The sequence below is a fragment of the Brevundimonas sp. T2-11 genome (assembly GCF_055397675.1).
The window spans coordinates 3010384-3036382 of sequence record NZ_AP027920.1 but is presented as its reverse complement, the minus strand read 5'-3'; the positions used below and the strand labels follow the sequence as shown (position 1 = coordinate 3036382).

General features: G+C 68.2%; 20 protein-coding genes. 16 read left to right on the top strand and 4 right to left on the bottom strand.

Annotated elements, in window-relative coordinates:
* Positions 1–65 precede the first annotated feature (65 nt).
* The 5 genes from ACZ5XO_RS14650 to adhP all read left to right on the top strand — a co-directional run bounded on the left by ACZ5XO_RS14650 (position 66) and on the right by adhP (position 5561).
* The gene (locus ACZ5XO_RS14650) at positions 66–965 is read left to right on the top strand and encodes a class I SAM-dependent methyltransferase (protein ID WP_464163128.1); all 900 of its coding nucleotides are present in this window, start codon (positions 66–68) and stop codon (positions 963–965) included.
* Between the two features lie 34 nt (positions 966–999).
* The gene (locus tag ACZ5XO_RS14645; RefSeq protein WP_464163127.1) at positions 1000–1740 is read left to right on the top strand and encodes a pseudouridine synthase; all 741 of its coding nucleotides are present in this window, start codon (positions 1000–1002) and stop codon (positions 1738–1740) included.
* Between the two features lie 103 nt (positions 1741–1843).
* Complete coding sequence (locus ACZ5XO_RS14640) at positions 1844–2812, top strand: GAF domain-containing protein (RefSeq protein ID WP_464163126.1); 969 nt, start codon at positions 1844–1846, stop codon at positions 2810–2812.
* A 132-nt stretch (positions 2813–2944) separates the two neighbouring features.
* A complete protein-coding gene (exaC, locus tag ACZ5XO_RS14635; protein WP_464163125.1) occupies positions 2945–4462 on the top strand; it encodes an acetaldehyde dehydrogenase ExaC in 1518 nt (505 codons plus the stop codon).
* A 67-nt stretch (positions 4463–4529) separates the two neighbouring features.
* The gene (adhP, locus tag ACZ5XO_RS14630) at positions 4530–5561 is read left to right on the top strand and encodes an alcohol dehydrogenase AdhP (RefSeq protein ID WP_464163124.1); all 1032 of its coding nucleotides are present in this window, start codon (positions 4530–4532) and stop codon (positions 5559–5561) included.
* A gap of 42 nt (positions 5562–5603) precedes the next feature.
* On the opposite strand, the gene ACZ5XO_RS14625 is transcribed toward adhP, so the two are convergent.
* Complete coding sequence (locus ACZ5XO_RS14625; protein ID WP_464163123.1) at positions 5604–7049, bottom strand: aldehyde dehydrogenase family protein; 1446 nt, start codon at positions 7047–7049, stop codon at positions 5604–5606.
* On the bottom strand, positions 7046–7447 hold the full coding sequence (locus tag ACZ5XO_RS14620) for an L-rhamnose mutarotase (protein ID WP_464163122.1): 402 nt from the start codon (positions 7445–7447) through the stop codon (positions 7046–7048). The genes ACZ5XO_RS14625 and ACZ5XO_RS14620 overlap by 4 nt, the downstream gene beginning before the upstream one ends.
* A 90-nt stretch (positions 7448–7537) precedes the next feature.
* Here ACZ5XO_RS14620 and ACZ5XO_RS14615 point away from each other — a divergent pair, with 90 nt between their 5' ends.
* The 11 genes from ACZ5XO_RS14615 to ACZ5XO_RS14565 all read left to right on the top strand — a co-directional run bounded on the left by ACZ5XO_RS14615 (position 7538) and on the right by ACZ5XO_RS14565 (position 20549).
* Positions 7538–8716 (top strand): aldose 1-epimerase family protein, encoded by a 1179-nt coding sequence (locus ACZ5XO_RS14615; protein WP_464163121.1) that lies wholly within the window; start codon positions 7538–7540, stop codon positions 8714–8716.
* A gap of 13 nt (positions 8717–8729) precedes the next feature.
* Positions 8730–9476: an SDR family NAD(P)-dependent oxidoreductase gene (locus ACZ5XO_RS14610; protein WP_464163120.1), complete on the top strand. Its 747-nt coding sequence runs from the start codon at positions 8730–8732 to the stop codon at positions 9474–9476.
* A 22-nt stretch (positions 9477–9498) separates the two neighbouring features.
* Positions 9499–10686: a CaiB/BaiF CoA transferase family protein gene (locus ACZ5XO_RS14605; RefSeq protein ID WP_464163119.1), complete on the top strand. Its 1188-nt coding sequence runs from the start codon at positions 9499–9501 to the stop codon at positions 10684–10686.
* Positions 10683–11819 (top strand): ABC transporter substrate-binding protein, encoded by a 1137-nt coding sequence (locus ACZ5XO_RS14600; protein ID WP_464163118.1) that lies wholly within the window; start codon positions 10683–10685, stop codon positions 11817–11819. Before ACZ5XO_RS14605 ends, ACZ5XO_RS14600 begins: the two co-directional genes overlap by 4 nt.
* Positions 11820–11829: 10 nt before the next feature.
* Positions 11830–12606 (top strand): enoyl-CoA hydratase/isomerase family protein, encoded by a 777-nt coding sequence (locus ACZ5XO_RS14595; RefSeq protein ID WP_464163117.1) that lies wholly within the window; start codon positions 11830–11832, stop codon positions 12604–12606.
* Positions 12607–12622: 16 nt separating this feature from the next.
* On the top strand, positions 12623–13783 hold the full coding sequence (locus ACZ5XO_RS14590) for a fumarylacetoacetate hydrolase family protein (protein ID WP_464164933.1): 1161 nt from the start codon (positions 12623–12625) through the stop codon (positions 13781–13783).
* A gap of 8 nt (positions 13784–13791) precedes the next feature.
* Positions 13792–14748 (top strand): 2-hydroxyacid dehydrogenase, encoded by a 957-nt coding sequence (locus ACZ5XO_RS14585; protein ID WP_464163116.1) that lies wholly within the window; start codon positions 13792–13794, stop codon positions 14746–14748.
* Entirely contained in the window at positions 14732–15526 is a 795-nt protein-coding gene (locus ACZ5XO_RS14580; RefSeq protein ID WP_464163115.1) for a kinase, read from the top strand. The genes ACZ5XO_RS14585 and ACZ5XO_RS14580 overlap by 17 nt, the downstream gene beginning before the upstream one ends.
* The gene (lldD, locus tag ACZ5XO_RS14575) at positions 15523–16665 is read left to right on the top strand and encodes an FMN-dependent L-lactate dehydrogenase LldD (RefSeq protein WP_464163114.1); all 1143 of its coding nucleotides are present in this window, start codon (positions 15523–15525) and stop codon (positions 16663–16665) included. The genes ACZ5XO_RS14580 and lldD overlap by 4 nt, the downstream gene beginning before the upstream one ends.
* Before the next feature lie 92 nt (positions 16666–16757).
* Complete coding sequence (locus ACZ5XO_RS14570; protein WP_464163113.1) at positions 16758–18389, top strand: rhamnogalacturonidase; 1632 nt, start codon at positions 16758–16760, stop codon at positions 18387–18389.
* Between the two features lie 66 nt (positions 18390–18455).
* Entirely contained in the window at positions 18456–20549 is a 2094-nt protein-coding gene (locus tag ACZ5XO_RS14565; protein ID WP_464163112.1) for a glycoside hydrolase family 2 protein, read from the top strand.
* Between the two features lie 136 nt (positions 20550–20685).
* Here ACZ5XO_RS14565 and ACZ5XO_RS14560 read toward each other — a convergent pair whose 3' ends face one another.
* Positions 20686–23913, bottom strand: a complete 3228-nt coding sequence (locus ACZ5XO_RS14560; protein WP_464163111.1) for an alpha-L-rhamnosidase — start codon at positions 23911–23913, stop codon at positions 20686–20688.
* Positions 23910–25937 carry a right-handed parallel beta-helix repeat-containing protein gene (locus ACZ5XO_RS14555; RefSeq protein WP_464163110.1) on the bottom strand — a complete coding sequence of 676 codons (2028 nt, stop codon included), beginning with the start codon at positions 25935–25937 and terminating at the stop codon, positions 23910–23912. The genes ACZ5XO_RS14560 and ACZ5XO_RS14555 overlap by 4 nt, the downstream gene beginning before the upstream one ends.
* Positions 25938–25999 lie beyond the last annotated feature (62 nt).

Here is a 25999-nt window from a genome sequence, read left to right as displayed (position 1 = left end):
CCACTTCGTGGTCCCCCTCCCCATTCGCTTCGCGAACAGGGAGGAAGGCGTTATAGGCCCGCGCCATGACCACGATCCTTTATGGCCGCCCGCCGGCGGTGTTCGACGTGCCGACCGGCGCCGTGCAGACCTCGCCCCTGATCCCCGGGGCGACGGCGCTGGAAGACCTTGCCCCCGGTTCGGCGGACGAGGCGATGATCTACGCCCCGCCGGGCGTGGTGGAGCGGCGCTACACCCTGGCGCTGGCGCTGCGGGCGCTGAAGGTCGGCGGACGGCTGGACGTCATGGCGCCCAAGGACAAGGGCGGCTCGCGTCTGGGCAAGGAGCTGAAGGGCTTCGGCCTCGAGGTCGGCGAGACCGCCAAGGCTCACCATCGCCGCTGCGTCGTCATCCGTCCCGAGACGATCGAGGGGCTGGACGCGGCCATTGCGGCGGGCACCCTGCAACAGGTGGAGGGGCTGGAGGCCTGGTCGCAGCCGGGCGTTTTCGCCTGGGACCGGGTCGATCCGGGCACGGCGCTGCTGGCGCAGGTCATGCCGCCGCTGAAAGGGGCGGGCGCCGATCTGGGGTGCGGCTTCGGAACCCTGTCCCTGGTGGCGTTGCGCTCGCCGGCGGTGACATCCCTGCGTTTGATCGACCTCGACCGGCGCGCCGTGGCAGCGGCGAGGAAGAACGTCGAGGACCCGCGCGCGACCTTTGAATGGGCCGATGTTCGCACCCTGCCGACAGCGGGCGAACTGAACTTCATCGTCAGCAATCCGCCCTTCCACGACGGCGGGGCCGAGGATCGGCGTCTGGGCCAGAACTTCATCCGCCAGGCGGCGGCCCTGTTGAAAACCGGCGGCGTGGCCTGGCTGGTCGCCAACCGGCACCTGCCCTACGAGGCCGAGTTGAACGCCGCCTTCAAGCGGGTGCGGATGGTCGCCGATCAGGGCGGCTACAAGATTTTCGAGGCGGTGAAGTAGTGTCGCCCTCAAGCAGCCCGAAGGGCGGTAGGGCATGAGCAAGGCCAAGATCCCCACCAGCCGCGTCGATAAGCTGCTGGGCTCCATGGGCTACGGCTCGCGGGCCGAGATGGCGCGGCTGGGCAAGGCGGGCGGCATCGTGCTGGACGGCGCCGATCTGACAGATGTGTCCAGGCGCATTTCGGTGACGCCCGACCTGCCGACGCGGATGGAGATCGACGGCGAGCCGCTGGACCCGGTGGCCGGTCTGGTCATGCTGCTGAACAAGCCGCTGGGCATGACCTGTTCGCGCAAGGAAGACGGCGCGCTGGTCTATGACGTCCTGCCGGACCGGTGGAAGCGTCGCGACCCGGCCATCTCGACCATCGGCCGGCTGGACAAGCAGACCTCGGGCCTGCTGCTGCTGACCGACGACGGCGACCTGCTGCACCGGGTCATCAGCCCCAAGCGTCATGTGGCCAAGGTCTATCGCGCGACGCTGGCGCGGCCCCTGACCGGGACCGAGGGGGCGCTGTTCGCCTCGGGTGATCTGGTGCTGGAGGGCGAGGACAAGCCGCTGGCGCCTGCCGTTCTGGAGGTGGTGTCGCCGACCGAGGCCCTGCTGACGGTGACCGAGGGGCGCTATCATCAGGTGCGCCGGATGTTCGCCGCAGCGGGGAACCACGTCGAGGCCCTGCACCGCGAACGGCTGGGCGGGCTGGTCCTGCCGGGCGATCTGGGGCCGGGGGCGTGGCGGCTGCTGACGCCGGACGAGATCGAGCTGATTTTCGCCTGAGCCTCCGCCGTCCTGACGGGGCGGGGGGCGAGGCTGCGGGCCTGCCTGTTGACGCCGGGCGCGCTTGGACGTCAGATCAGTCCGCAACACTGGAAGATCGAAGATGGCTCATCGGGCAAGCGACGATCATGGCAGTCTGATCCGGCAGGCGCTGGATGACGGCGCGGGCGCGCGCTCGGCTCTGGCCGCGTCGTGGCGCCGGTCGATGACCCTCTACGGTCTTGATCCTGTCGAGCATGGTCGGGTCGAAACCATCACCGAACAGCAGCTGCGCGAGGCGCGGCAGGCGATGGAGCCGATGACGCGCGCGGCCGAAGGCGTGCTGGACCGGCTGTTTCTGGCCGTCGGCGGGGTGGGATGCTGCGTCCTGCTGACCAACGCCGAGGGCGTGCCGGTCGAGCGGCGCGGGGCGGCGGCGGACGATGAGACCTTCCACCGATGGGGCCTGTGGCCCGGCGCCGTCTGGTCCGAGGCGGTCGAGGGGACCAACGGCATCGGCACGGCTCTGGCCGAGCATCGCGCGGTGACCATCCACCGCGAACAGCATTTCCACGCGCGCAACACCGGGCTGAGCTGCATCACCCACCCCATCCATGACCACCTGGGGCGGCTGGCCGGGGCGCTGGATGTCTCGTCCTGCCGGGCCGACGCGACCGAGGCCATCCTGGGGCTGATCTCGGCGGCCGTTTCGGATGCGGCCCGGGCCATCGAGGCCCAGAGCTTCCGCCAGGCCTTCGCCGACGCGCGCATCGTGCTGGCGGGCGGGGCTAGCGAGCGCAATGCGGCGGCATTGCTGGCCGTCGACCGCGACGACCTGGTCATCGGCGCCACGCGGGCGGCGCGGCTGTCGCTGTCCATCACCGACGAGCGGATCGCGGCCCAGCTGCCCGCCTCCGACCTGCTGACGCCGGGTGGGGTCGAGACGGACCTGCTGGAGGCCGAACGGGGCGCCGTGCGCCGCGCCCTGGCTCGCAGCGGGGGCAATGTCTCGGCGGCGGCGCGGGCTCTGGGCGTCAGTCGCGCCACCCTGCACCGCAAGCTGCATCGTCTGGGTCTGATCGACCTGCACTGACCTGTCGCAATCCTGCGACAGGTTTGCGGCGCACCATTTCGCCGCCGTCTGGCGCTCAGCCTCCTGCCGACCAAACTGGTCTCAAACGACGCCGGACAATCGGCGCCCGAGGAAACCAGCAGGAGGCCTTTCGTGACCAAGCCCGAATTCATCCGCGCCGTGACGCCCAGGTACAAGGCGCGCTACGACAACTTCATCGGCGGCCAATGGGTGACCCCGGTCAACGGCCGCTATTTCGAGAACACCTCCCCGGTGAACGGCCGCGTTCTGTGCGAGGTGGCTCGCTCGGACGCGGCCGACGTCGAGCTGGCGCTGGACGCCGCCCACGCGGCCAGGGACGGCTGGGGCAAGACCAGCGTCGCCCAGCGCGCCCTGATCCTCAACCGTATCGCCGACCGCATGGAGCAGAACCTGCAGGCCATCGCCGAGGCCGAGACCTGGGACAACGGCAAGCCGGTGCGCGAGACCCTTGCGGCCGACATCCCGCTGGCCATCGACCACTTCCGCTATTTCGCCGGCTGCATCCGCGCGCAGGAAGGCGGCATTTCAGAACTCGACAACGACACGGTCGCCTATCACTTCCACGAGCCGCTGGGCGTGGTCGGCCAGATCATTCCGTGGAACTTCCCCATCCTGATGGCGGCGTGGAAGATCGCCCCGGCGCTGGCGGCGGGCAATTGCATCGTGCTGAAGCCGGCGGAGCAGACCCCGGCCTCCATCCTGCTGCTGACCGAGCTGATCCAGGACATCCTGCCGCCGGGCGTGCTGAACATCGTCTCGGGCACCGGCGTCGAGGTCGGCGAGCCCCTGGCCACCAACCCGCGCATCGCCAAGATCGCCTTCACCGGCTCGACCGCCGTCGGTCAGAAGATCATGGAATACGCCACCCGGAACATCATCCCGGTGACGCTGGAGCTGGGCGGCAAATCGCCGAACATCTTCTTCAAGGACGTGATGGACGCCGACGACGCCTTCCTCGACAAGGCGCTGGAAGGCTTCGCCATGTTCGCGCTGAATCAGGGCGAGGTCTGCACCTGCCCCAGCCGCGCCCTTATCCACGAAGACATCTATGAGGCCTTCATCGAGAAGGCGATCGCCCGCGTCGAAGCCATCAAACAGGGCGACCCGCTGGACCCGGCTACCCAGGTCGGTGCCCAGGCCTCGGACCAGCAGCTCAAGAAGATCCTGTCCTATCTGAAGATCGGCAAGGACGAGGGCGCCGAGGTGCTGACCGGCGGTGACCAGGCGGTGCTGAAGGACGATCTGGCCGGCGGCTATTACGTCACGCCGACGGTGTTCAAGGGCACCAATGACATGAGGATCTTCCAGGAGGAGATCTTCGGTCCCGTCCTGGCCGTGACCACCTTCAAGACGCTGGAAGAAGCCATCGCCATCGCCAACGACACCGAATACGGCCTGGGCGCCGGGGTGTGGTCGCGCGACATGAACACCGCCTATCGCGCGGGTCGGGCCATCCAGGCGGGCCGCGTCTGGACCAACTGCTACCATCAGTATCCGGCCCACGCGGCCTTCGGCGGCTACAAGAAGTCGGGTATCGGGCGTGAGAACCATCGCATGATGCTGGACCACTATCAGCAGACCAAGAACCTGCTGGTCAGCTACAGCCCGGACAAGCTGGGCTTCTTCTGATCTCGATCAAGGCGCGGGCTTCGGTCCGCGCCTTTTCTGTTCGCGACCCAAACGAGGAGTAGTGATCATGGCGAAAACCATGAAGGCCGCCGTCGTGCGTGAGTTCGGCAAGCCCCTGGTGATCGAGGATGCGCCGGTCCCGACGCCCGGCCCCGGCATGATCCAGGTGAAGATCGAGGCCACCGGCGTTTGTCACACCGACCTGCACGCGGCCGAGGGCGACTGGCCGGTCAAGCCGAACCCGCCCTTCATTCCGGGGCACGAGGGTGTCGGCTATGTCTCCGGCGTCGGCGCCGGGGTCAAGCACGTCAAGGAAGGCGACCGCGTCGGCGTGCCGTGGCTCTACACCGCCTGCGGCCACTGCAAGCACTGTCTGGGCGGCTGGGAGACCCTGTGTCACGAGCAGCAGAACACCGGCTATTCGGTCAACGGCAGCTTCGCCGAATATGTGGTGGCCGATCCGAACTTCGTCGGCCACCTGCCCGATCAGATCGGCTTCGAGGAGATCGCGCCGATCCTGTGCGCCGGGGTCACGGTCTACAAGGGCCTGAAGATGACCGACACCAAGCCGGGCGACTGGATGGTCGTTTCCGGCGTCGGCGGTCTGGGCCATCTGGCCGTGCAATACGCCAGGGCCATGGGGCTGAACGTGGCGGCGGTCGATATCGACGACGCCAAGCTGGACCTGGCCCGGCGGTTGGGCGCGACGGTGACGGTCAACGCCAGGACCTCCAACGACCCCGCCGCCGACATCAAGCGTCAGACCGACGGCGGCGCCCAGGGCGTGCTGGTCACGGCCGTCTCGCCCAAGGCGTTCGAGCAGGCGCTGGGCATGACGGCGCGCGGAGCGACCGTGGCCCTGAACGGCCTGCCGGCGGGGGACTTCCCGCTGTCGATCTTCGACATGGTGCTGAACGGGACGACGGTGCGCGGCTCCATCGTCGGCACGCGGCTGGACCTGCAGGAGGCGCTGGACTTCGCCGCCGACGGCAAGGTGAAGTCGATCAATACGGTCGAGCCGCTGGACAACATCAACGACATCTTCGCCCGGATGCACAAGGGCCAGATCGAGGGCCGGGTGGTCATGTCGATGCGCTGAGCGGTCCGAGGCGGAGACCAGGTCTCCGCCTCGGGTGAGGGCTCAGCCCGCGCTGTAGCTGGTCTTGATCTGGGTGAAGAAGTCGGCAGCCGCGAAACCCTGCTCGCGGGCGCCGTAGCTGGACTTCTTCGTCCCGCCGAAGGGCACGTGATAGTCGACGCCGGCGGTCGGCAGATTGACCATGGTCATGCCCGCCCGAGCGCGACGCTGGAAGTCGCGGGCGTGCTTTAGCGACTGGGTGACGATGCCCGCCGAAAGGCCGAACTCGGTTCCGTTGGCGACCTCCAGAGCCGCCTCATAGTCCTTGACGCGAACGGTCGAGGCGACGGGGCCGAAGACTTCCTCGTTGTTGATGCGCGAGGCGGCGTCGGTGTCGGCGATCAGGGTCGGCTGCACGTACCAGCCGGGCGCGTCGAGCTTGAGACGTTCGCCGCCGGCGGCGATGCGGCCGCCTTCCGAACGGGCGATGTCGATATAGCGATAGGAGGTCTCGCGCTGATCCTCGGACACCGCCGGCCCGATCTGGGTGTTGGGGTCGAGGGCGCCGCCGACGCGCAGCGCCGCGACCTTTTCGGCCAGCAGGGCGACGAAGCGGTCGTGGATGCCGTCCTGCACGATCAGGCGGCTGGAGGCGGTGCAGCGCTGGCCGGTGGCGAAGAAGCTGCCGTCCAGGGCGATGGCGACGGCGCGCTCCAGATCGGCGTCGTCGAGAACGATCAGCGGGTTCTTGCCGCCCATTTCGAGCTGCACTCGGGCCTGGCGTTTGACCGCGCCCGCCGCGACGCCGGCGCCGACGCTCTGCGAGCCGGTGAAGCTGACGCCGTCGATGTCGGCGTGATCGACGATGGCCTGGCCGACGTCGCCGCGACCGACGACCATGTTCAGCACGCCCTTCGGCAGGCCGGCCTCATGCAGGATGGCGACCAGGGCTTCGGCCGTGGCGGGCGTATGGCCGGCCGGCTTCAGCACCACGGTGTTGCCGAAGGCCAGGGCAGGCGCGGCCTTCCAGGCGGGGATGGCGATGGGGAAGTTCCACGGCGTGATCAGGCCATAGACGCCGACGGCCTGGCGGTAGGTCTGGACCTCGACGCCTGGCCGGGTCGAGGCCAGGTTCTGGCCATGCAGGCGAAGGGCTTCGCCGGCGAAGTATTTCAGGATGCGCGCGGCGCGGGCGGTCTCGCCAATGCCTTCGGCCAGGGTCTTGCCTTCTTCACGCGACAGCAGTTCGCCCACGGTCTGGCGGCGTTCCATCAGCAGGGTTCCGGCGCGATCCAGAACGTCCGAGCGCACCTCGGGCGAAGCCTCGGACCAGGCGGGGAAGGCGGCCCTGGCGGCGTCGACGGCGGCGTCCACCTCGGCCTTGCCGCCTTGAGGCGTGAGGGCCACGACCTCGCGCACATCGGAGGGGTTCAGGCTTTCGGCCGGGCGGTCGGCGGCGACCTGTTCGCCATTGATCCAGTGGCTGAGCGAAAGGGAGGCGGTCGTCATGAGGGCGATCCTTGAGCGGGTTGGGTGTCGTCGTCGCCCGTCTGGGGCTGTTCCGACAGGGCGTAGATCCGGGTCATCTCGACCCAGGTCTGGTCGGGGGCGAAGGGCAGGGGTTTCTGGAAGGTGCGCATCAGGGCGTCCCAGGCCTGAACGTCAGGGTCGGCCTTGTCGCGCGCGGCCTTGGCGACGGCGTCATAGGCGTCGCCCTGTTCCAGGATCATGAACATCCGGTCGCCGATCAGCCAGATCTCCAGCTCGCGCACGTCGTCCGCGCGGATCGCGTCCGTCACGGCGGCGGGCGGGCCGCCCGCCCGGTGCCATTCCCGATAGCGGGCTATCTGTTCGGCGTCGTCGTGCAGATCGACGGCGAAACAGCGGCGCGTGGTGGCTGAACTCAACGGGAACTCCGGAAGGCGTTGACGGACCCGAAGGGACGCCTGTAAACATCATACATATTATAATAACGAGCCTGCTTAGGGAGGCAAGCCGTGACCCAACTCTATGGCCGTACGCTGAGTCGTCGAGCCCTGGCCGAGCGCACCGGCGCCTTGTCGCAGTTCGCCGGAGTGCGGCTGTCCACCCTGGGCGACGGCGTCGAACGCGGCGTACGTCAGCTGGAGTTCCGCACCGGCACCGGGCTGCGCTTCACGGTGCTGATCGACCGGGCCATGGATATCGCCGAGTGCGAGCACAGCGGGCGGGCGGTGGGCTGGCACTCGCCGTCGGGCTTCCGTCATCCGGGCCTGCACGAATACGAGGGCGAGGGCGGGCTGGGCTGGTTCCGCTCCTTCTCGGGGCTGATGGTCACCTGCGGCCTGGACCACGTCCTGTTCATGCATGACGACCCGGCGGATCACTACTTCTACGGGCCGAGGAAGTCGGTCAGTTCGTCCCTGCACGGCCGGGTCGGAACCATTCCGGCGAAACTGACCGGCTATGGCGAGCGCTGGGAAGGCGACGACTGCATCCTGTGGGCCGAGGGGGTGGTGCAGCAGTCCACGGTCTTTGGTGAAGACCTGCATCTGATCCGCCGCATCGAGGCCAGGGTCGGAACGGACGAGATCCATCTGCATGACCGGGTGGTCAATCACGGCTTCTACCGAACGCCGCACATGTACTGCTATCACATCAACGTCGGCTATCCGGTGCTGGGCGAAGGCTCGCGTTATGTGGCGCCGATCCGCGACGTGGTCTGGGCGTCTCATGCCGGCGAGGACTATCGCAAGCAGGGGACCGGCTATCGCACCCTGCCGGCGCCGATCCTGAACTTCCACGAACAGGTCTGGCAGCACGACATGGCCGCCGATGCGGAAGGCCGGGTCAACGTCGCCCTGGTCAACGAGGCGCTGGGTTTCGGCTTCGAGGTGGAGACGTTGAAGTCGCAGTTCCCGGCCATGTATGAATGGCAGAACCTGCACGCGGGCCATTACGCGCTCGGCATCGAGCCCTCGACCAATCACGTCCTGGGCAAGGACTTCGCCCGCGACCGGGGCGAGCTGATCCAGCTGGAGCACGGCGAGGAGCGCCGCTACGACAGCGTCTTCCGCATCCTGCCGGACGCCGCAGCCGTGGCCGCCGCCGTGCGCCGCATCGAGGGCGTGCAGCCGCAGCCGCAGGATGAATATCCCGAACCGTCCGGCGTCTATCCGCCGATCGGAGGGCGCTGAGATGGCGCGGGATATGGACGGAAAGGTCGTGCTCTATACGGGGGCGGCCGGCGGACTGGGCCTGCAGACGACCCTGCAACTGATGGAGCGCGGCGCGACGGTGGTGGCGGTCGACAACGACCCGGCCAAGGTGGCGGCCCTGCAAGAAGCGGCGGCTTCGGTCGCGACCGGACGGCTGGTGGTGTCGACCGCCGACCTGTCCGATCTCGAGGGCTTTCGCGCCGAGCTGAAGGCGCGGCTGGCCGAGGTCGGCGGCTTCGACGTCGTGATCAACAACGCCGCCGTCTATCCGTCGCGGCCGTTTGAAGACTATTCGATCGCGGAGCATCAGGCGGTCCAGCGCATCAATGTCGACGCCGGGATCGTGGCGGTGCAGGAAGCCCTGCCGGGGATGCGCGAGCGCGGTTTCGGCCGCATCATCAACATCTCCAGCATCACCATCTCGGGCGAGTGGGCCAACCTGTCGCCCTATGTGGCGTCGAAGGGGGCGCTGATCGGTCTGACGCGGGCCTGGGCGCGCGAATTCGGACCCTATGGGATCACCGTCAACGCCATCGCGCCGGGCGCTTTTCCCACTGATGCCGAGGCCATCCACCCTGACCCCGAAGGCTATGTCCGCCACGTGCTGGACAGCCAGGCCGTCAAGCGTCGCGGCCACGTCGGCGACATCGCCCACGCCATCGCATTTTTCGCCGCCGACGAGGCGGGCTTCATCACCGGACAGACGCTGCACGTCAACGGCGGCTGGGTGATGAGCTGATCTTTCAAGGGTATTGAAGACAATGGGAATCCTCAGTGGAATCCGCGTTCTGGACTGCTCCATCGCCATGGCCGGCCCCTTCGCCGCCCAGCGCATGGGCGACATGGGCGCCGATGTGATCAAGGTCGAGCCGACGACCGGCGAATGGCAGCGTCATGTCTCGGCCGGCGGGGCGCGCGGCAATCAGATCAACGTCTCCTTCCTGTCGCTGAACCGGAACAAGCGGTCGCTGGCGGTCGACCTGAAGGCGGCCGAGGGCAAGGCCCTGCTGCTGGAGATGGTCAAGACGGCGGACGTCTTTCTGCAGAACTATCGTCCCGGCGTGGCCGCACGTCTGGGCGTCGACTACGAGACCCTGTCGAAGATCAATCCGCGCCTGATCTATGTCTCCATGTCCGGCTATGGCGAGGACGGGCCCTACAAGAACTATCCGGGGCAGGACCTGCTGCTGCAGGCCATGTCGGGGGCCATGATGTCCTCGGGGTCGGCCGATCAGCCGCCGTCGCCGGCGGGCCAGTATCTGGTCGACGCCATCACCGCCTACACCGCCTTCGAGGGCGCCCTGGCGGCCCTGTTCCACCGCGAGCGGACGGGCGAGGGGCAACTGGTCCAGATCAACATGCTGGACGCCATCACCACCATCCAGATGCAGGAGATGTCGGTCTTCACCGTCGGCGGCAAGCCTCAGACCCGCTCGGCCGAGCCGCACGCCCACAGCTATATCCGCGCGCCCTACGGGGTGTTCGCCACCAGCGACGGCTATATCTCCATCGCCATGGCCTCGCTGAAGACCCTCGGCCGACTGATCGAGGAACCCTTCTTCGCGGATCTGGACGACGAGACCGACAGCTGGACCCACCGTGACGAGATCTACGCCTGCGTGCGCCGGCGCCTGGTCAACCGCACCAGCGAAGAGTGGCTGGCCCTGTTCCGCGAGAACGACATCTGGTGCGGCCCGGTCTATGGCTACGCCGACGTGGTCGAAGACCCGCAGATCAAGCACAACGGAACCTTCGTCGAATACGATCACCCGACCGAGGGCCGGGTGAAGACGCCGGGCTTCCCGATCAGGTTCTCGAAAACGCCGTCCGTGATCGAGCGCGGGGCGCCCCTGGTCGGCGAGCATACGCGCGAAATCCTGGGCGAGGCGGGACATGATCCGGCCCGGATCGAGGCCCTGATCGCGGCGGGCGTGGTGCGGGCGGGATGACGACGCCCGTCTATCGCGGCCTGACCTGGGACCACCCGCGCGGCTATCGCGCGCTGGAGGCCGCCGCCGCGCGGATCGAGCCGGCGCGCGACGGTTTCGCCCTGAGCTGGGACCGCCATTCGCTGGAAGGGTTCGAGGAGCGTCCGATCGGCGAGCAATGCGCGCTCTATGACCTGGTGGTGCTGGACCACCCCCATGTCGGCGAGGCCGTGGCGGCGGACTGTCTGATCGCGCTGGAGGACCTGTTCAGCGCCGAGGAGATCGCCGGGTGGAATGCGACGGTCATGGGCCGCAGCCTGTCCTCCTATCGCTATGGCGGGCGGCACTGGGCCTTGCCGCTGGACGCGGCGACCCAGGTCATGGCCTGGCGACGCGACGCCATGGAGCGGGCGCCCACGACGTGGGAGGCTGTGGCGAGCCTTTCGGAAAAGGGCGGGGTGGCGATGTCCCTGTCCGGGCCGCACGCCGCGCTCAGCTTCCAGTCCATCTGCGCCGCCTTTGGCGCGACGCCGGTCGCTGACGGCGAGAACTTCGTCGATCGGAACGCCGGACGCCAGGCCTGGACCCTGTTGTCCCGTCTGGCGGCGCGCAGCCCCAAGGCGCTGGCCGCGATGAACCCGATCGGCATTCTGGAGCACATGAGCGCGCATGACGACGTGGTCCTGTGCCCGCTGGTCTATGGCTATGTGAACTATGCGCCGGGCGAGGTTCTGGGCTTTGCCGACGCGCCGCGCGTCAGCGCGGACGGACCGGTCGGCTCCATGCTGGGCGGCACCGGCATCGGCGTATCGAAGCGCTGCGGAGTGACGCCGGAGCTGCTGAACCACCTGCGCTGGCTGATGTCGGCCGAGACCCAGAGCGGCTTCATTCCTGATCATGAAGGCCAGCCGTCGCTGCAAAGCGCCTGGCGCGACGCCGGGGTCAATGCACGCTGGGGCGGTTTCTACGCCGATACCTTCGCCACGCTGGAGGGGGCGAGCCTGCGTCCGCGCCATGACGGCGCCATCGCCTTCCAGACCGCCGTGTCGCAGCGCCTGCGTCAGGGACTGGAGGCCGGCGACGGCGCCGACGCGGTGCTGAACCATCTGCAGGCGCTGTTCGTGCGGCATCGGCCGCGCGGCGCCGAAACCTGAGGACAAGGCCATGAGCGAAGAAACCGAACTGCTGTTCGAGGTGGACGGCCATGTCGCCGTCATCACCCTGAACCGACCGCAGAAGCTGAACGCCGTCACGCCCGACATGGCCAAGGCCATCGAGGCGGCCATCGCTGAATGCGACGCCTCCGAGACCATCCGCTGCGTGGTGATCACCGGCGCGGGCGAGAAGGCCTTTTGCGCCGGGTCGGACATCAAGACCCTGGATGACTACAAGACACCCTGGCAGTTCCGGAACCGGGGCGACTACTGCGACGCGGTGCGTCTGTGCCGCAAGCCGACCATCGCAGCGGTCAACGGCTTCGCCCTGGGCGGGGGGCTGGAGACGGCGATGAGCTGCGACATCCGCATCGCCTCGACCAATGCGAAGTTCGCCGCGCCCGAGATCAAGCTGGGCTGGATCGGCGGCGGCGGGATGGCGGCGGGTCTGTCGCATTCCATCGGCGCCTCCAATGCGGCCCTGATGATCCTGACCGGCGATCCGGTGGACGCCGAGACGGCCAGGGGCTGGGGTCTGGTCAGCGAGGTGACCGAACCGGGCGACCTGCTGGCCCGCGCCCGCGCCATCGCCGAGGTCATCGCCTCGCGCGCGCCCATCGCCGCCGAAACGGCCAAGCTGAATCTCAAGGCCGCCCACGCCATGCCCTATGAAAAGGCCGTGGAGTACGAGCGCGACCTGCAGACCATCTGCTTCGCCACCGAGGACGCGCGCGAGGGCCGCGCCGCCTTCGCCGAGAAGCGCGCCCCCGTGTTCAAGTATCGCTGAGGATCACGAGATGCGCCTGTCTCCCGCCGACATCCTGCCCGCCGACGCCGGCGCCCTTCTGTTCGGCCGCATCTGGTCGCCTGCGGTCCAGGGGCCGGTGGTGGTGCGCGTGGACGGCCAGCGCCTGACGGATGTGTCGCGCGCCTTTCCCACCGCTCGCGACCTGTGCGAGGCGGCTGATCCGGCGGCGGCCCTGACGGGGGCGGCGGGCGAGGATGCGGGCGCTCTGGCGGACATCCTGGCCAATACCGATCCCGAGACGCGCGATCCGACGCGACCCTGGCTGCTGTCGCCGATTGATCTGCAGGCGGTGAAGGCGGCGGGCGTGACCTTCGTCACCTCCATGCTGGAGCGGGTGATCGAGGAACGGGCGCGCGGCGACCTGACGGCGGCGGCGGGCATCCGCGACCATATCCGTGATCTGGTCGGCGACGACCTGCGTCGTCTGAAGCCCGGTTCGCCGGAAGCGGCGGCGCTGAAGCAGACCCTGATCGCGGCCGGCGCCTGGAGCCAGTACCTGGAGGTCGGCATCGGTCCCGACGCCGAGATCTTCACCAAGGGGCAGCCGCTGTCGAGCGTCGGCGCGGGCGCGGACATCGGCGTTCACCCCGCCTCGACCTGGAACAACCCCGAGCCGGAGGTGGTGCTGGTCGTCAGCTCGCGCGGCGCGATCATCGGGGCGGCCCTGGGCAATGACGTCAACCTGCGCGACGTGGAGGGGCGCTCGGCCCTGCTGCTCGGCAAGGCCAAGGACAACAACGCCGCCGCCGCCGTCGGCCCCTTCGTGCGGCTGTTCGACGGCGGGTTTGATCTGGACGCCGTGCGTGCGCTCGAGATTTCGCTGACCGTGACCGGCTCGGACGGCTTCGTCATGAACGGGCGTTCGGCCATGGACCAGATCAGCCGCGACCCCGCGGATCTGGCGGCCCAGGCGATCAATGCGCACCATCGCTATCCTGACGGCCTGGTCCTGTTCCTCGGCACCCTGTTCGCGCCGGTCGAGGACCGCTACGAAAAGGGCAAGGGCTTCACCCATGCGACCGACGACGTGGTGCGCATCGCCTGCGACCGGTTGGGGGCGCTGGTGAATCGGGTGCGACCGACCGACCAGTGCGAGCCCTGGACCTTCGGGGCGGCCGACCTGATGCGCAACCTGGCCCGGCGCGGCCTGATCTGAGGCGGGACATGAAGCCGAAAATTCTCATCAGCCGACGCTGGCCGCTGGCGGTCGAGACGCGGCTTTCGGCCCGCTATGACGTGACGCTGAACGAGACGGACACGCCGCTGACGCTGGACCAGCTGCGTGCGGCCATGACGGAATACGACGCCCTGTGCCCCACGGTGTCGGACAAGGTCCCGGCCGAGGTGCTGTCGGCCCCGGGCGGGCGGGTGCGGATCGTGGCCAACTATGGCGCGGGTTACGAGCATATTGATCTGGAGGCGGCGCGGGCGGCGGGTCTGGTCGTGACGAATACGCCCGACGTCCTGACCGATGCGACGGCCGAGCTGGCGCTGCTGCTCATGCTGATGGCCGCGCGCCGCGCGGGCGAAGGCGAGCGCGAGTTGCGGGCTGGCGAATGGCGCGGCTGGCGCCCGACCAATCTGCTGGGCCAGTCGCTGGCGGGCAAGACCCTGGGGCTGGTCGGCTATGGCCGGATCGCGCGGGCGACCGCCGAGCGGGCGAAGGCCTTGCTGGGTATGAGCATCGCCTATCACAGCCGTCGTCGCGCCGAAGACGAGGAAGGGGCTGTCTATTTCGACTCCCTGGAGGGGCTGGCCGAGGTCGCCGACGTCCTGTCGCTGCACACGCCGGGCGGGCCGCAGACCCATCACATGATCAACGCCGGACTGCTGAAGCGGATGAAGCCGGGCGCCATTCTGATCAATACGGCGCGCGGCTCGGTGGTGAACGAGGAGGATCTGGCCCAGGCTCTGAACGACGGCGTCATCGGCGGGGCGGGGCTGGACGTCTATCAGGGCGAGCCGGCGATCAATCCGGCCCTGCTGGCGGCGCCGAACGCGGTGCTGCTGCCGCATCTGGGCAGCGCGACGCTGGAGACGCGTACGGCCATGGGCATGCGGGTGGCCGACAATCTGGATCGCTTCTTCGACGGAGAGCCCCTGCTTGACCGGGTCGCTTGAAGCCGTTGAGGGGGCGCTGGACGGCTGGCGGGGCGACGAGCCCTTCGTCCTGGGCCTGTGCGGCGCGCAGGGCTCAGGCAAGTCCACCCTGTCCGCAGGCCTGGCGCAGCGGTTGAACGCGCGCGGCGTCAGGACGGCGATCCTGTCGCTGGACGACCTCTATCTGTCGCACGACCGGCGAGCGGCTCTGGCGCGGGACGTCCACCCTCTGTTCGCCGTTCGCGGCGTCCCGGGAACCCATGACGTGGCGCAGGGGCTGGCGCTGCTGGAGGCGGTGAAGGCGGGGCGGGGCGTGACCCTGCCGCGTTTCGACAAGGCCACGGACGATCCGGCGCCCGAGACGGAATGGCCGAGGCACGATGGTCCGTTGGACGTGCTGATCTTCGAAGGCTGGTGCGTCGGCGCACGGCCGCAGGCCGAGACGGCCCTGGCCGAGCCGATCAACGCGCTCGAGGCCGAGCGTGATGCCGAGGGGGTCTGGCGACGGCATGTGAATGCAATGCTGGCTGGTCCCTATGCGGACCTGTTCAGTCGGATCGACCGGTTGGCGTTTCTGGCTGCGCCGGGCTTTGAAGTGGTCGAAGGCTGGCGGGGGCAACAGGAGCAGGCCCTGCGCGCGACGGCGCCCGAGGGCGCCCGCGTGATGACCGACGCCGAGGTGGCCGCCTTCGTCCAGTACTATGAGCGGCTGACTCGCCACATCCTGTCCGACATGCCCGCCTACGCCGACCTGACGCTGAAACTCGGCGCGGATCGACAGTTGAAAGACGACCAATGATCATCGCCTCGACCACTGACTTCCGTGAAGCCGCCCGGCGCCGCCTGCCGCGCTTCCTGTTTGACTATATCGACGGCGGGGCCTTCGCCGAGAAGACGCTGGGGGACAATGTGGCCGACCTGGCGGGCATCGCCCTGCGCCAGCGGGTGCTGCGCGACGTGTCGAGCCTGAGCCTGGAGGCCGAACTGTTCGGCGAGAAGACGGCCATGCCTGTGGCCCTGGCGCCGATCGGTCTGGGCGGCATGTCGGCGCGGCGCGGCGAGGTGCAGGTGGCGCGCGCGGCCCATGCCGCCCGGGTCCCCTACATCCTGTCCACCGTCAGCGTCTGCTCGATGCAGGAGGTCGTGGACGGCGGCGGCCGACCCATCTGGTTCCAGCTCTATGTGCTGAAGGACCGCGCCTTCATGCGCGACGCGCTGGAGCGGGCCATGGCCCTGGGCGTGACCAAGCTGGTCTTCACCGTGGACATGCCAGTGCCGGGCTCGCGCTATCGCGATCCTCATTCGGGCATGAGCGGCCCCTGGTCGGGGGCGCGGCGCATGGTCCAGGCGGCGTTCAAGCCGCAATGGGCGGTGGATGTGGGTCTGCGCGGTCATCCGCACGACCTGGGCAATATCTCGGCCTATCGCGGCAAGGCGACGGGGCTGGCCGACTACATCGGCTGGCTGGGCCAGAACTTCGATCCGTCGATCAGCTGGTCGGATCTGGAGTGGATCCGCGACGTCTGGAAGGGCGACATCATCATCAAGGGGATCCTTGATCCCGAGGATGCGCGCGACGCCCTGCGCTTCGGCGCCACGGGCCTGGTGGTGTCCAATCACGGCGGGCGGCAGTTGGACGGCGCCGTTTCGAGCGCCCGCGCCCTGCCGGCCATCGCCGACGCCGTCGGCGACGACCTGACCGTGCTGGTCGACGGCGGCGTGCGCACCGGACTGGACGTGGTGCGCATGCTGGCCCTGGGCGCCAGGGGGGTCCTGCTGGGCCGCGCCTATATCTACGCCCTGGCTTCGGGCGGCGAAGCGGGGGTGGCGCGCCTGCTGAAGATGATCGAGGCCGAGATGCGCGTGGCCATGGCCCTGACGGGGGTCAAGTCGATCAACGAGATCACGCGCGAGGTGCTGGCCCGCCCCCTCGACTGACCTCATGTCGCAGGGCTGTCCGTCCGCACAGGCTTGATTCAATATAATACATCATACAACATAGCCCCAACGACAAGAATGGGGTGAGACGCATGGCGGATGGCGCAACAGGCGAGAAGGCGGAGTTCAGCCGTCGTTTCGTGACCTTGGGACTGGGCGCCGCCATGGCGATGAGTCCGTCCATCGTGCGGGCCTCCGGCTCTCTCGGCGGCTTCTACAATGTCCGCGACTATGGCGCGGTGGGCGACGGGATCGCTATCGATTCCGACGCCTTCAACAAGGCCATCGAGGCGGCCGCCGCGAGAGGCGGCGGTACGGTTGTGGTTCCGCCCGGGCACTATCTGTGTTTCTCGATCCGTCTGCGCAGCTTCATCACCCTGGTGCTGATGAACGGGTCGGTGATCGAGGCGGCGGACCCGCGCAAGCACGCCGGTCAGTACGACCTGCCCGAGAACGTCTTCGACGAGCAGCTTCAGGACTATGGCGTCAGCCACTTCCACAACAGCCTGATCTATGGCGACGGCGTCAACGACGTGGCCATCATCGGCAAGGGCCTGATCCACGGCCTGGGTCTGGATCGCGAAGGGCCCGCGCCGCGCTGGCACGGCATAGCGGGCTGGAAATCGCCGGCCGAGCAGGGAATGACCGCCGACGAGGCGCGTCGGGCCATCCCGCGGGAGATGGCCTATGAGGGGCGCGGCAACAAGGCCATCGGCCTGACGGGGTGCCGCAACGTCCTGCTGCGCGACTTCACCATCCTGCAGGGCGGGCATTTCGCCTGCTACGTCCTGGGCTCGACCAATGTGCGGATCGACGGCCTGACGGTGGACACCGATCGCGACGGCATCGACATCGACGCCTGCCGCGACGTGAAGGTGACCAACTGCCTGGTCAACGCGCCCAAGGACGACGCCATCGTGCTGAAGAGCAGCATGGCGTTGCAAGAGTTCCGCATGTGCGAGGACGTCAGCGTCATCGGCTGCAAGACCAGCGGCTATCTGCTGGGGACGGTGGTCGACGGCACCTACCAGCCCTCGCCCTATATGTCGGTCGACAATGTCGGGGTGCTGGGCCGGATCAAGCTGGGCACCGACTCGGCGGCGGGTTTCCGCAACATCCTGGTGTCGGACTGCATCTGCGAGAACACGCGCGGGCTGCAGATGGGGGCCATCGACGGCGGAGTGCTGGAGGACGTGACCTTCTCGGACATCATCCTGAGGAACCCCGTCAATCATCCGATCTTCGTACGCCTGTCGGCGCGCAACCGGGCGCCGCGGGGGGCCGAGATGTCACGCGTGCGGCGCGTGCGGTTCTCGAACATCAATGTCTCGGGAGCGCGAGGCGATTTCGCCAGCGGGGTGGTCGGCATTCCGGGCGGAATCATCGAGGACGTCAGCTTCTCGGACATCCATGTGCGTTCGTCCGGCGGCGGCACGCGTGAGGAGGCGGCGCGGGAGATCCCCGAACGCATCAACTCCTCGCTGGAACCGAACTTCATGGGGACCTTCCCCGCGCACGGCCTCTACGTCCGCCACGCCCGCAACATCACGGTCAAGGACACGACCTTCGAGGTCGAACAGTCCGATGCGCGCCCTGCCGTGGTGATGGACAGCGTCGAGGGCGCAGTCATTGACGGCCTGCGCTCCAGCCTGGCGCCGCGCGCGGCGGTGCGTTCGGTGCGCAGCCGCGACATCCAGACCGGCGACATCAGCCGCCTGAGCTGAAGGGGCCTGGCCCCCAGGTCTTGAACGACACGACAACGACGCCCGACAAGGGCGCGAGGAGGATCCATGAAGCGTCTTTCCCCCCCATCCCTGCGCGCGCGCCTGATCATCGGCGGCGCATTCTGGGCGCTGACGGCCGGCGCGGCCCTGGCGGCCGAGGTGACGCCCCTGACCGAGGGCTGGCGCTTCACGCGCACCGACGCGACGGGCGCCCAGGCGCCGCGTTTCGATGATCGAGCCTGGGGTTCGGTGGTCGTGCCCCATACCTATAACGCCGAGGATTCCGGCATCGGCGGCGCCAAGGCGCGCGGCGAGCCCGAGGGCGTCTATTATCGCGGCCCCGCCTGGTACCGTCTGACGCTGGACCAGGCGCCGCAGCCGGGCAAACGCTACTTCCTGCACTTCGGCGGGGCGACGCTGAAGGCCGAGGTCTATCTGAACGGCCGGTCGGTCGGCACGCACGAGGGCGGATACGCCGCCTTCCGCTATGACGTGACGGACGCCCTGCGCAGCGGCGGCAATCTGCTGGCGGTCCGGGTCGATAACGCCAAGAACCCCCGCTACGCTCCGCTGAACGGCGACTTCAACATCTTCGGCGGCCTTTATCGCGAAGTGAAGCTGATCGAGACGCCCGACCTGCATATCGACCTGATGCAGCACGGCGGGCCGGGCCTGCACGTTCGCACGGAGGCCCTGTCTCCCACGCAGGCCCAGATCAGCTCGCGGCTCTTTGTCCGCAATGACAGTCGTTCGGCCAAACGCTTTGAGGTGCTGACGCGCATCACGGACGCCGAGGGCGCGGTCGTGGCCGAGACGCGCACGCCGGCGACGCTGACGGCGGGACAGGGCCAGACGGTCGAGCAGAGCCTGACGCTGGCCAACCCCAGGCTGTGGACGGGCCGCGCCTCGCCCTATCTGTACAAGGCTGTGTCCGAGATCCTGGTGGACGGTCAGGCGATCGACAGCGCCGAGGTTCCGCTGGGCGTCCGCACCGTGGGCTTGAGCGACCAGGGCGAATTCCTGCTCAACGGCCAGCCCTACGCCCTCTATGGGGCCAACATCCAGATGCCGACCCGCTTCGGCAAGGGCCCCATCGTCAGCGACGCCGAGATCGACGAGGACATGCAGATCATGTCCGACATGGGCGTCACGGCCCTGCGTCTGGCGCACATGCAGCACCCGCCGCGCGTCTATGAGACGGCGGATCGTCTGGGCCTGCTGCTGGTCACCGAGGTGCCGCTGATCGATGACATGGACCCGTCGGACCAGTTCCGCGAGAACCTGGTCCAGCAGATGCGCGAACTGATCGCCCAGAACGACAATCACCCCTCGGTCGGCCTGTGGGGCATCGGCAACGAGCTGCGGACCTCGGGCGAGGCGGCCAATCGCCTGATGGCCGCCCTGCAGAGCACGGCCAAGGAGATGGACCCCACGCGGCCGACGACCTACGCCCATTGCTGCCTGGCGGACGACGACTCCATCGCCCAGCACAGCGACACCGTCTCCTATAACCGCTACTTCGGCTGGTACTGGACCGAGCCCAAGGACATCGGACCCTGGGCCGACGAACTGCACGCCCGGATGCCGCACCGCCCCATCGGCGTCAGCGAATACGGCGCCGGCGCCAGCATCCTGCATCAGGAAGACCCGGTGATGCGTCGCCCGGTGGCCGACGGCTACTGGCACCCCGAACAGTGGCAGACCACCTTCCATGAGGTGCACTGGCGCGAGATGCGCCAGCGGCCCTACCTGTGGTCCAACTTCATCTGGCTGGGCTTCGACTTCCCGTCGTTCAAGCGCAACGAGGGCGACCGCCCGGCCATCAACGACAAGGGCCTGGTCACCGAGGACCGCCAGACGCGCAAGGACGCCTACTACTGGTACCAGGCCAACTGGTCGGACGAGCCGATGCTGCACATCACCAGCCGCCGCGATGTGAACAAGCGGACGCAGCGGGTGAAGGTGAAGGTCTTCTCCAACCAAGATCAGGTGCGGCTGCGTCTGAACGGCGGCGACTGGACGGCCGTGCCGGTCGAGGACCACGCCGCCGTCTGGGAGATTGATCTGGCGACCGGCGAGAATCTGATCGAGGCGACGGCGGATGCGAGCGGTCGCGTGCTGAGCGACAGCGTGCGCTGGAACTATCGCACCACCCCCTGATCTCCATCCTTTCCAGAACTGATGGCCCTCCCGGACCCCTGCCGGGAGGGCTTCTTTTTGCGTGGAGACCCGCACATGAAAACCCCCTCCCGGCGGGGGGCCGGGAGGGGGGCGCAGGATCTGCCCGGGAGAAGGGTCAGGCCCTGGAGAGGAACCGGTAGTCGCCGGAGCCGACCTCGAGCACCAGACGGTCGCCGTCCATGCCGCGCACGACGACGCCTTCGGCCTGGGCCAGAGGGCGACCGTTCTCACGCACGCTGTCGAGGGAGCGGGCGGGCAGGCGAACCTCGGCGCGACTGTTGGCCGGCACGACCAGATGGAGGTCGAAGCCGCCGTCGGACTTCAACTCCCAGTCGGTGGTGATCCGCCCCAGGATGCTGTCGTAGTCGCCGCCGCCGCGCGGGACGCGGGCGTCCAGCACAGGGTCGAACCGGAAGGTCAGGAAGCCCGCCTTCACCGGCTCGATACCGGCGATGCGACGGAAGACGAAGCCGGTCACCGCGCCCAGGGCGTAGTGATTGAACGAATTCATCGCCACGTCGCCGACGTCGCCGTTCCAACGCTCCCAGATGGTCGTCGCGTCCTTGCGGATCATATAGCCCCAGGACGGGAAGTCGGTTCGCAGCAGCAGGTCATAGACCAGGCTGTCCTGACGATTGTCGGCCAGGGCGTCCAGGCTGTAGGGCGTGCCGAGGAAGCCGGTGGACAGCAGGGTGCCGCGGCGGCGGATGTCGGCGACCAGATGACCGGTCGCGGCGGCCCGCTGGCTGTCGGGGACGAGGCCGAAGCGCAGGGCCAGGATGTAGCCGGCCTGCGAGCCGTTGCCCATCGAACCATCGGGGCGGATGAACTCTTGCTGGAAGGCGGCGGTGATGCGGCGCGACAGATCGCGATAGCGCACGGCCTCGGGACGACGCGCGGACCCCAGCGCCATCTCGGCCATGGCGTCGACCGAGTGTTTCCACATGGCGGTGGCGATCAGGGCCTTGGGCGTGGTTTCGTCGCCGGGGTTGACGGCGTCCAGCGCCACCCAGTCGCCGAAGTCGTAACCGCGCTGGTTACGCCAGATCAGGTCCGGGTTGTGCTCCAGAATGAAGCCCAGGTAGCGGGTCATGGCCGCCCAGTTCTGGTCCACCACGGCGGTGTCGCCGTACCGTTGCCAGGCCGTCCAGGGCAGGATGACCCCGCCGTCGGCCCAACCGGGCGAGGCGCCGAGGCCTAGTTCCTGCCAGCCGGCGGGGGCGTAGTCCGGGAACTCGCCGCGCGGGCCCTGGGCGTCGCGCATGTCGCCGGCGAAGCGTTCGGTGAAGGCGGCCACGTCCATGTTGAAGGCGGCGGCGTCCCAGAAGACATTGGCGTCGCCGGTCCAGCCCAGACGCTCGTCACGCTGGGGGCAGTCGGTGGGCACGCCGAAGAAGTTGGACCTCTGGCTCCACAGGGTGTTGCGCCAAAGGCCGTGGATGACCGGGTTGGCGACCCTCAGATGGCCCGTCTCGGTCAGGTTGGACGAGACGACGACGCCTTCGATGTCATCGACCGTGGGGGCGCGGCCCATGGCTTCCTCGAAGCCTTCGACCTCGACATAGCGGAAGCCGAAATAGGTGAAGCGCGGCTCATAGGTCTCGCCCGCCGGATCGCCCTTCAGCGTGTAGACGAGGGCGGCGCGGGCGGCGCGAAGGTTGGACTGATCGACGTGACCGTCCGCCTGCAGAACCTCTGCGAACTTCAGCGTCACCGCCTGGCCCGCACGCCCCTGCACCTTCAGCCGCGACCAGCCCGAGAAGTTCTGGCCGTAGTCGAGGACGTAGTGGGCGCCGACCTTGGTGATCGATCTGGCCTTCAGCGTCTCGATGCGGCGCAGGGGCGGGCTGACCTGGGCCTTGAGGACGCAGGGCGGGGTCGGGGCGATGTCGACGGCGCGCCATCCGGCGGCGTCGAAGCCGGGCGCGGACCAGCCGGCCTTTTCGAGCCGGGCGTCATAGTCCTCGCCATAATAGATCTCGCCCCTGGTGACCGGGGCTTCGGTCAGGCGCCAGCTATCGTCAGTGACGATGACTTCACGCGTGCCGTCCGCATAGGTCACCTCCAGTTGAGCGAAGAAGCGCAGGGGGGCGTCGCCGAAGGCGTAGCGGCCGGCCGGGGCGTGGTAGCTCCCGTACCAGCCGTCGCCGACCATGGCGCCGATGGCGTTGTCGCCGCTGGCGAGCAGGTCGGTGACGTCATGGACCTGATAGAGGGCGGTCTTGCGGAAGTCGGTGCTCTCGGGGCTCAGCAGGGCGTCGCCGACGCGCTTGCCGTTGATCTGGGCCTCATAGACCCCCAGCGCCGTCGCATAGAGCCGGGCCTGGGCCACGGGCCGGGTCAGGCTGAAGCCCTTGCGCAGCAGGAAGGCGCCATAGCCGGGCCAGGCCTGGGGCTGGTTCTTCGACACCTCGGCCGTCGCCCAGCGGGCGTCGCTGAAGCCCGGCTGCTCCCATCCCCGGGAGGCGTGAAGGGCCGTCTTCATGCCGCGCGAGGTGATGCGCACGACGCGTCCGCCGCCGAGGTCGGCGCGGATCATGGCGGCGGCCGCGATCTCGAAGAACTTGGGCTCGTTGAAGGCGGCGGGATCCTTGACGCGGAAGGCCAGGACGTGACGTCCGCCGGCCAGACGGTGGCGAGTCTCGGCGATGGGGGCCACGCCGAAGGAGATGGAGGGATGGTTCGGCCGCTCCAGCGTCTTGCCGTCCAGCCAGATCTCGGCGTCGAAATTGGCGATGGAGAACAGGGTGACGTCCGCCGCCGAGGGCAGGTTGAAAGTCAGACGGAAGAAGCGATCCGACTTGTCCGCCGGGCGGTCGCCCCGCATCCACAGCAGACCCGCCTGACGGTCGGCGCGGGCCGTTTCGGTCTCCGCGGCGATCCATTTGGCGCGCCAGTCGGCGGGCTGGAGCAGACCCATTTCGAAGCGCGAAGGGGCGCTGGTCGCGCGCCGTCCCTTGTTGTCGCGGATCAGCACGCGCCACCAGACGACCTGGCGTGATTTCAGCGGACTGCCCAGCCAGGACACGTCCATGCTCTGGTCGGTCAGGACCTCGCCCGCGTGCCACAGGTCGGGCGCGCCGGCCTCCAGCAGTTCACGCGTGCTGGCGGCCTGGATCTCGTAGCGGGTCTGCTTCACGTCGCGGTCGGGGCTTTGCAGCCGCCACGACAGGCGCACGGCCTGGTCCTCCAGCCCGATGGGGGCCACGGCGGATGAGGCCTTCAGGTCGAGAATTTCGAGCGGCGGCGCCTGCAGGGCGCGCGCCGAGGCGGCGGGGGCGGCGGCGGCCAGACCGGCCAGGCCGGCGCCGCCCAGGAGGCCGCGACGCGAAACGGCGCTCATCGCGACGCGTCCGAAACGGGACGGGGTCCGGCGGCGTCCATGACGGCCTGAGCCTCGGCCGGCCAGTCGCGCGCCGGGAAGAGGAAGTTGCCCTCGGCGACGTTGCCGATCTCGCGGAGCCAGCGACCGCCGGTGCGAAGGGAGTTGTGCCAGTTGCCGGTGGCGGTGTTGTCGGTCGAGATCCGGCGCTGGTACATCTTGCCGGCGGTGTTGATGTTCAACCACTTGCCCTGGGTGTCGATGACATTGCCCGTGACGGTGAAGTGCTTGGAGCCCTCATCCAGATAGAGGCCGATCTTGTCGCGAATGTCGAAGATGTGGTTGCCGCGGATGATCGAGTCCGGGTTGGCCGACAGGTTGTAGATGGCGCCGCCGTCCATGTACCAGGTCTTCACGCCGTGGATGCGGTTGCCCTCGATCAGGGTGTTGCGCAGCGTCGTCGGCGTGGTGAAGCGGGTGTTGTAGAGATAGCCCTTCTGGTTCTCGTCGTAGTTCGGATTGCCGCCGGCGTCGTTGTAGCCCCAGCCCCAACCCACGGCGATGGCGTCATAGGGCGCGTCGGTGATGTCGTTGTGCAGGATGCGCGCGCCGTCGATATAGGTCGTCAGGATGGCGGCGTTGTCCTTGTAGTCCTGGCTGACGCCCGCGATGACGTTGTCGGCGATCTCGATGTTGCGGTTGATCAGATTGGGATCGGTCGGGTGGTGAGCGTCCAGCCGGACGCCGCCAGCCATGATGGCGCTGCCGGACAGGACGCCGAAGTGGTTGCGGCTGACGCGGACGTCCTGCACCGCAAGGCCGACGCCGGACAGGTTGGCCACAGCTTCATTGCCCAGGCCGAGCGCGATCTGGCCCAGCTGGGTGAAGTGGTTGTTCTCGAAGACGATGTCGCGGGCGGCCGCGACCTGAACCGCCGCCGGGATCTGGTGCCAGAGCTGACGCATGGATTCGAATTCGGGGCAGCCCCAGCCGCAGGTGGACCAGGCGTCGGCGGGACGGATCGGCGAGACGTCCTTCAGGAAGGCGCCGCTCTGCTGGTTGGCGTAGCCGGTCGCTTCCGACGGCCCCATCCACGAGGTGTAGGAGAAGCGCAGGCCGTTGAAGGTCAGGTTACGGATCGGCGTCTCCGGCGTGCCGCTGATCGACATCAGCGAGGGCAGGGCGGGGACCGTGACGCGCAGCTTGGCGATGTCGTCGTCCTGGGCGATGCGCAGGTAGAGCTTGCCGGCCTTCGGATCGATGAACCACTGATAGGGTTTGGCGTGCCAGTCGTTGGTCTTGCCGATCAGTTCAGGCGCATTGACCAGGAAGAGGCGGGAGTCATCGGGAAAGATGGGCTTCGAGATGGTGTCGTAGCCCCAGGTGTTGTTGTCCCAGGCGGGCTGCTGCATCGTCAGCGTCGAGCCGTTGATCGAGGCGACGGGGGAGAAGCGGTCGGTGAAGAAGCCGGTGGCCTCGACCTCGAGGCGGTCGGGGTGCTGGATCGAACCGATGAAGGCCAGGTCGGGGTTGGTGATCTCCATGCCGGTGGCGGTGAAGTTCACATCCGAGTGGCTGATCTCGAGCCAGGGGCGTTCGGCCAGGGTGTCGTTGACCCAGACCTGACGGGCGTCGAGGCCCTTGGGGATGTCGGCGACATAGATGCGGCGTTCCGCATCCGAAACCGTGAAGCCCGTGACGTCGAAGCCGCCCGAGATGGTCGGGCGTTCGCCGGGTCGCGCCCGCCAGATCACCTTGTGGTCGCCCTGGCCGCCGTCGACGGCGGTGAAGACCAGGGGCTGATCCAGACGATAGGCGCCGGCCGCGATCTCGACGGTGACGTCCTCGTTGCGGTTGTGGTTGCGGACCAGGGCCTGGGCGCGGGTCAGGGACTTGACCGGCCGCGCGGCGCTGCCGGGATTGCGGTCATGGCCGTCGGGCGAGACGTGAATCGTCGTCTGCGCGTTCGCCGCCGCCGCCGAGAGCATGATCCCGGCGGACAGAAGGCCCGCCGTGATCATGCCGAAACCTGCACCTTGCCCCATGACGCACTCCCATAAACATATTATGTATTATGAAATCAGCGTAGCGGATGGGACCCCGGAGT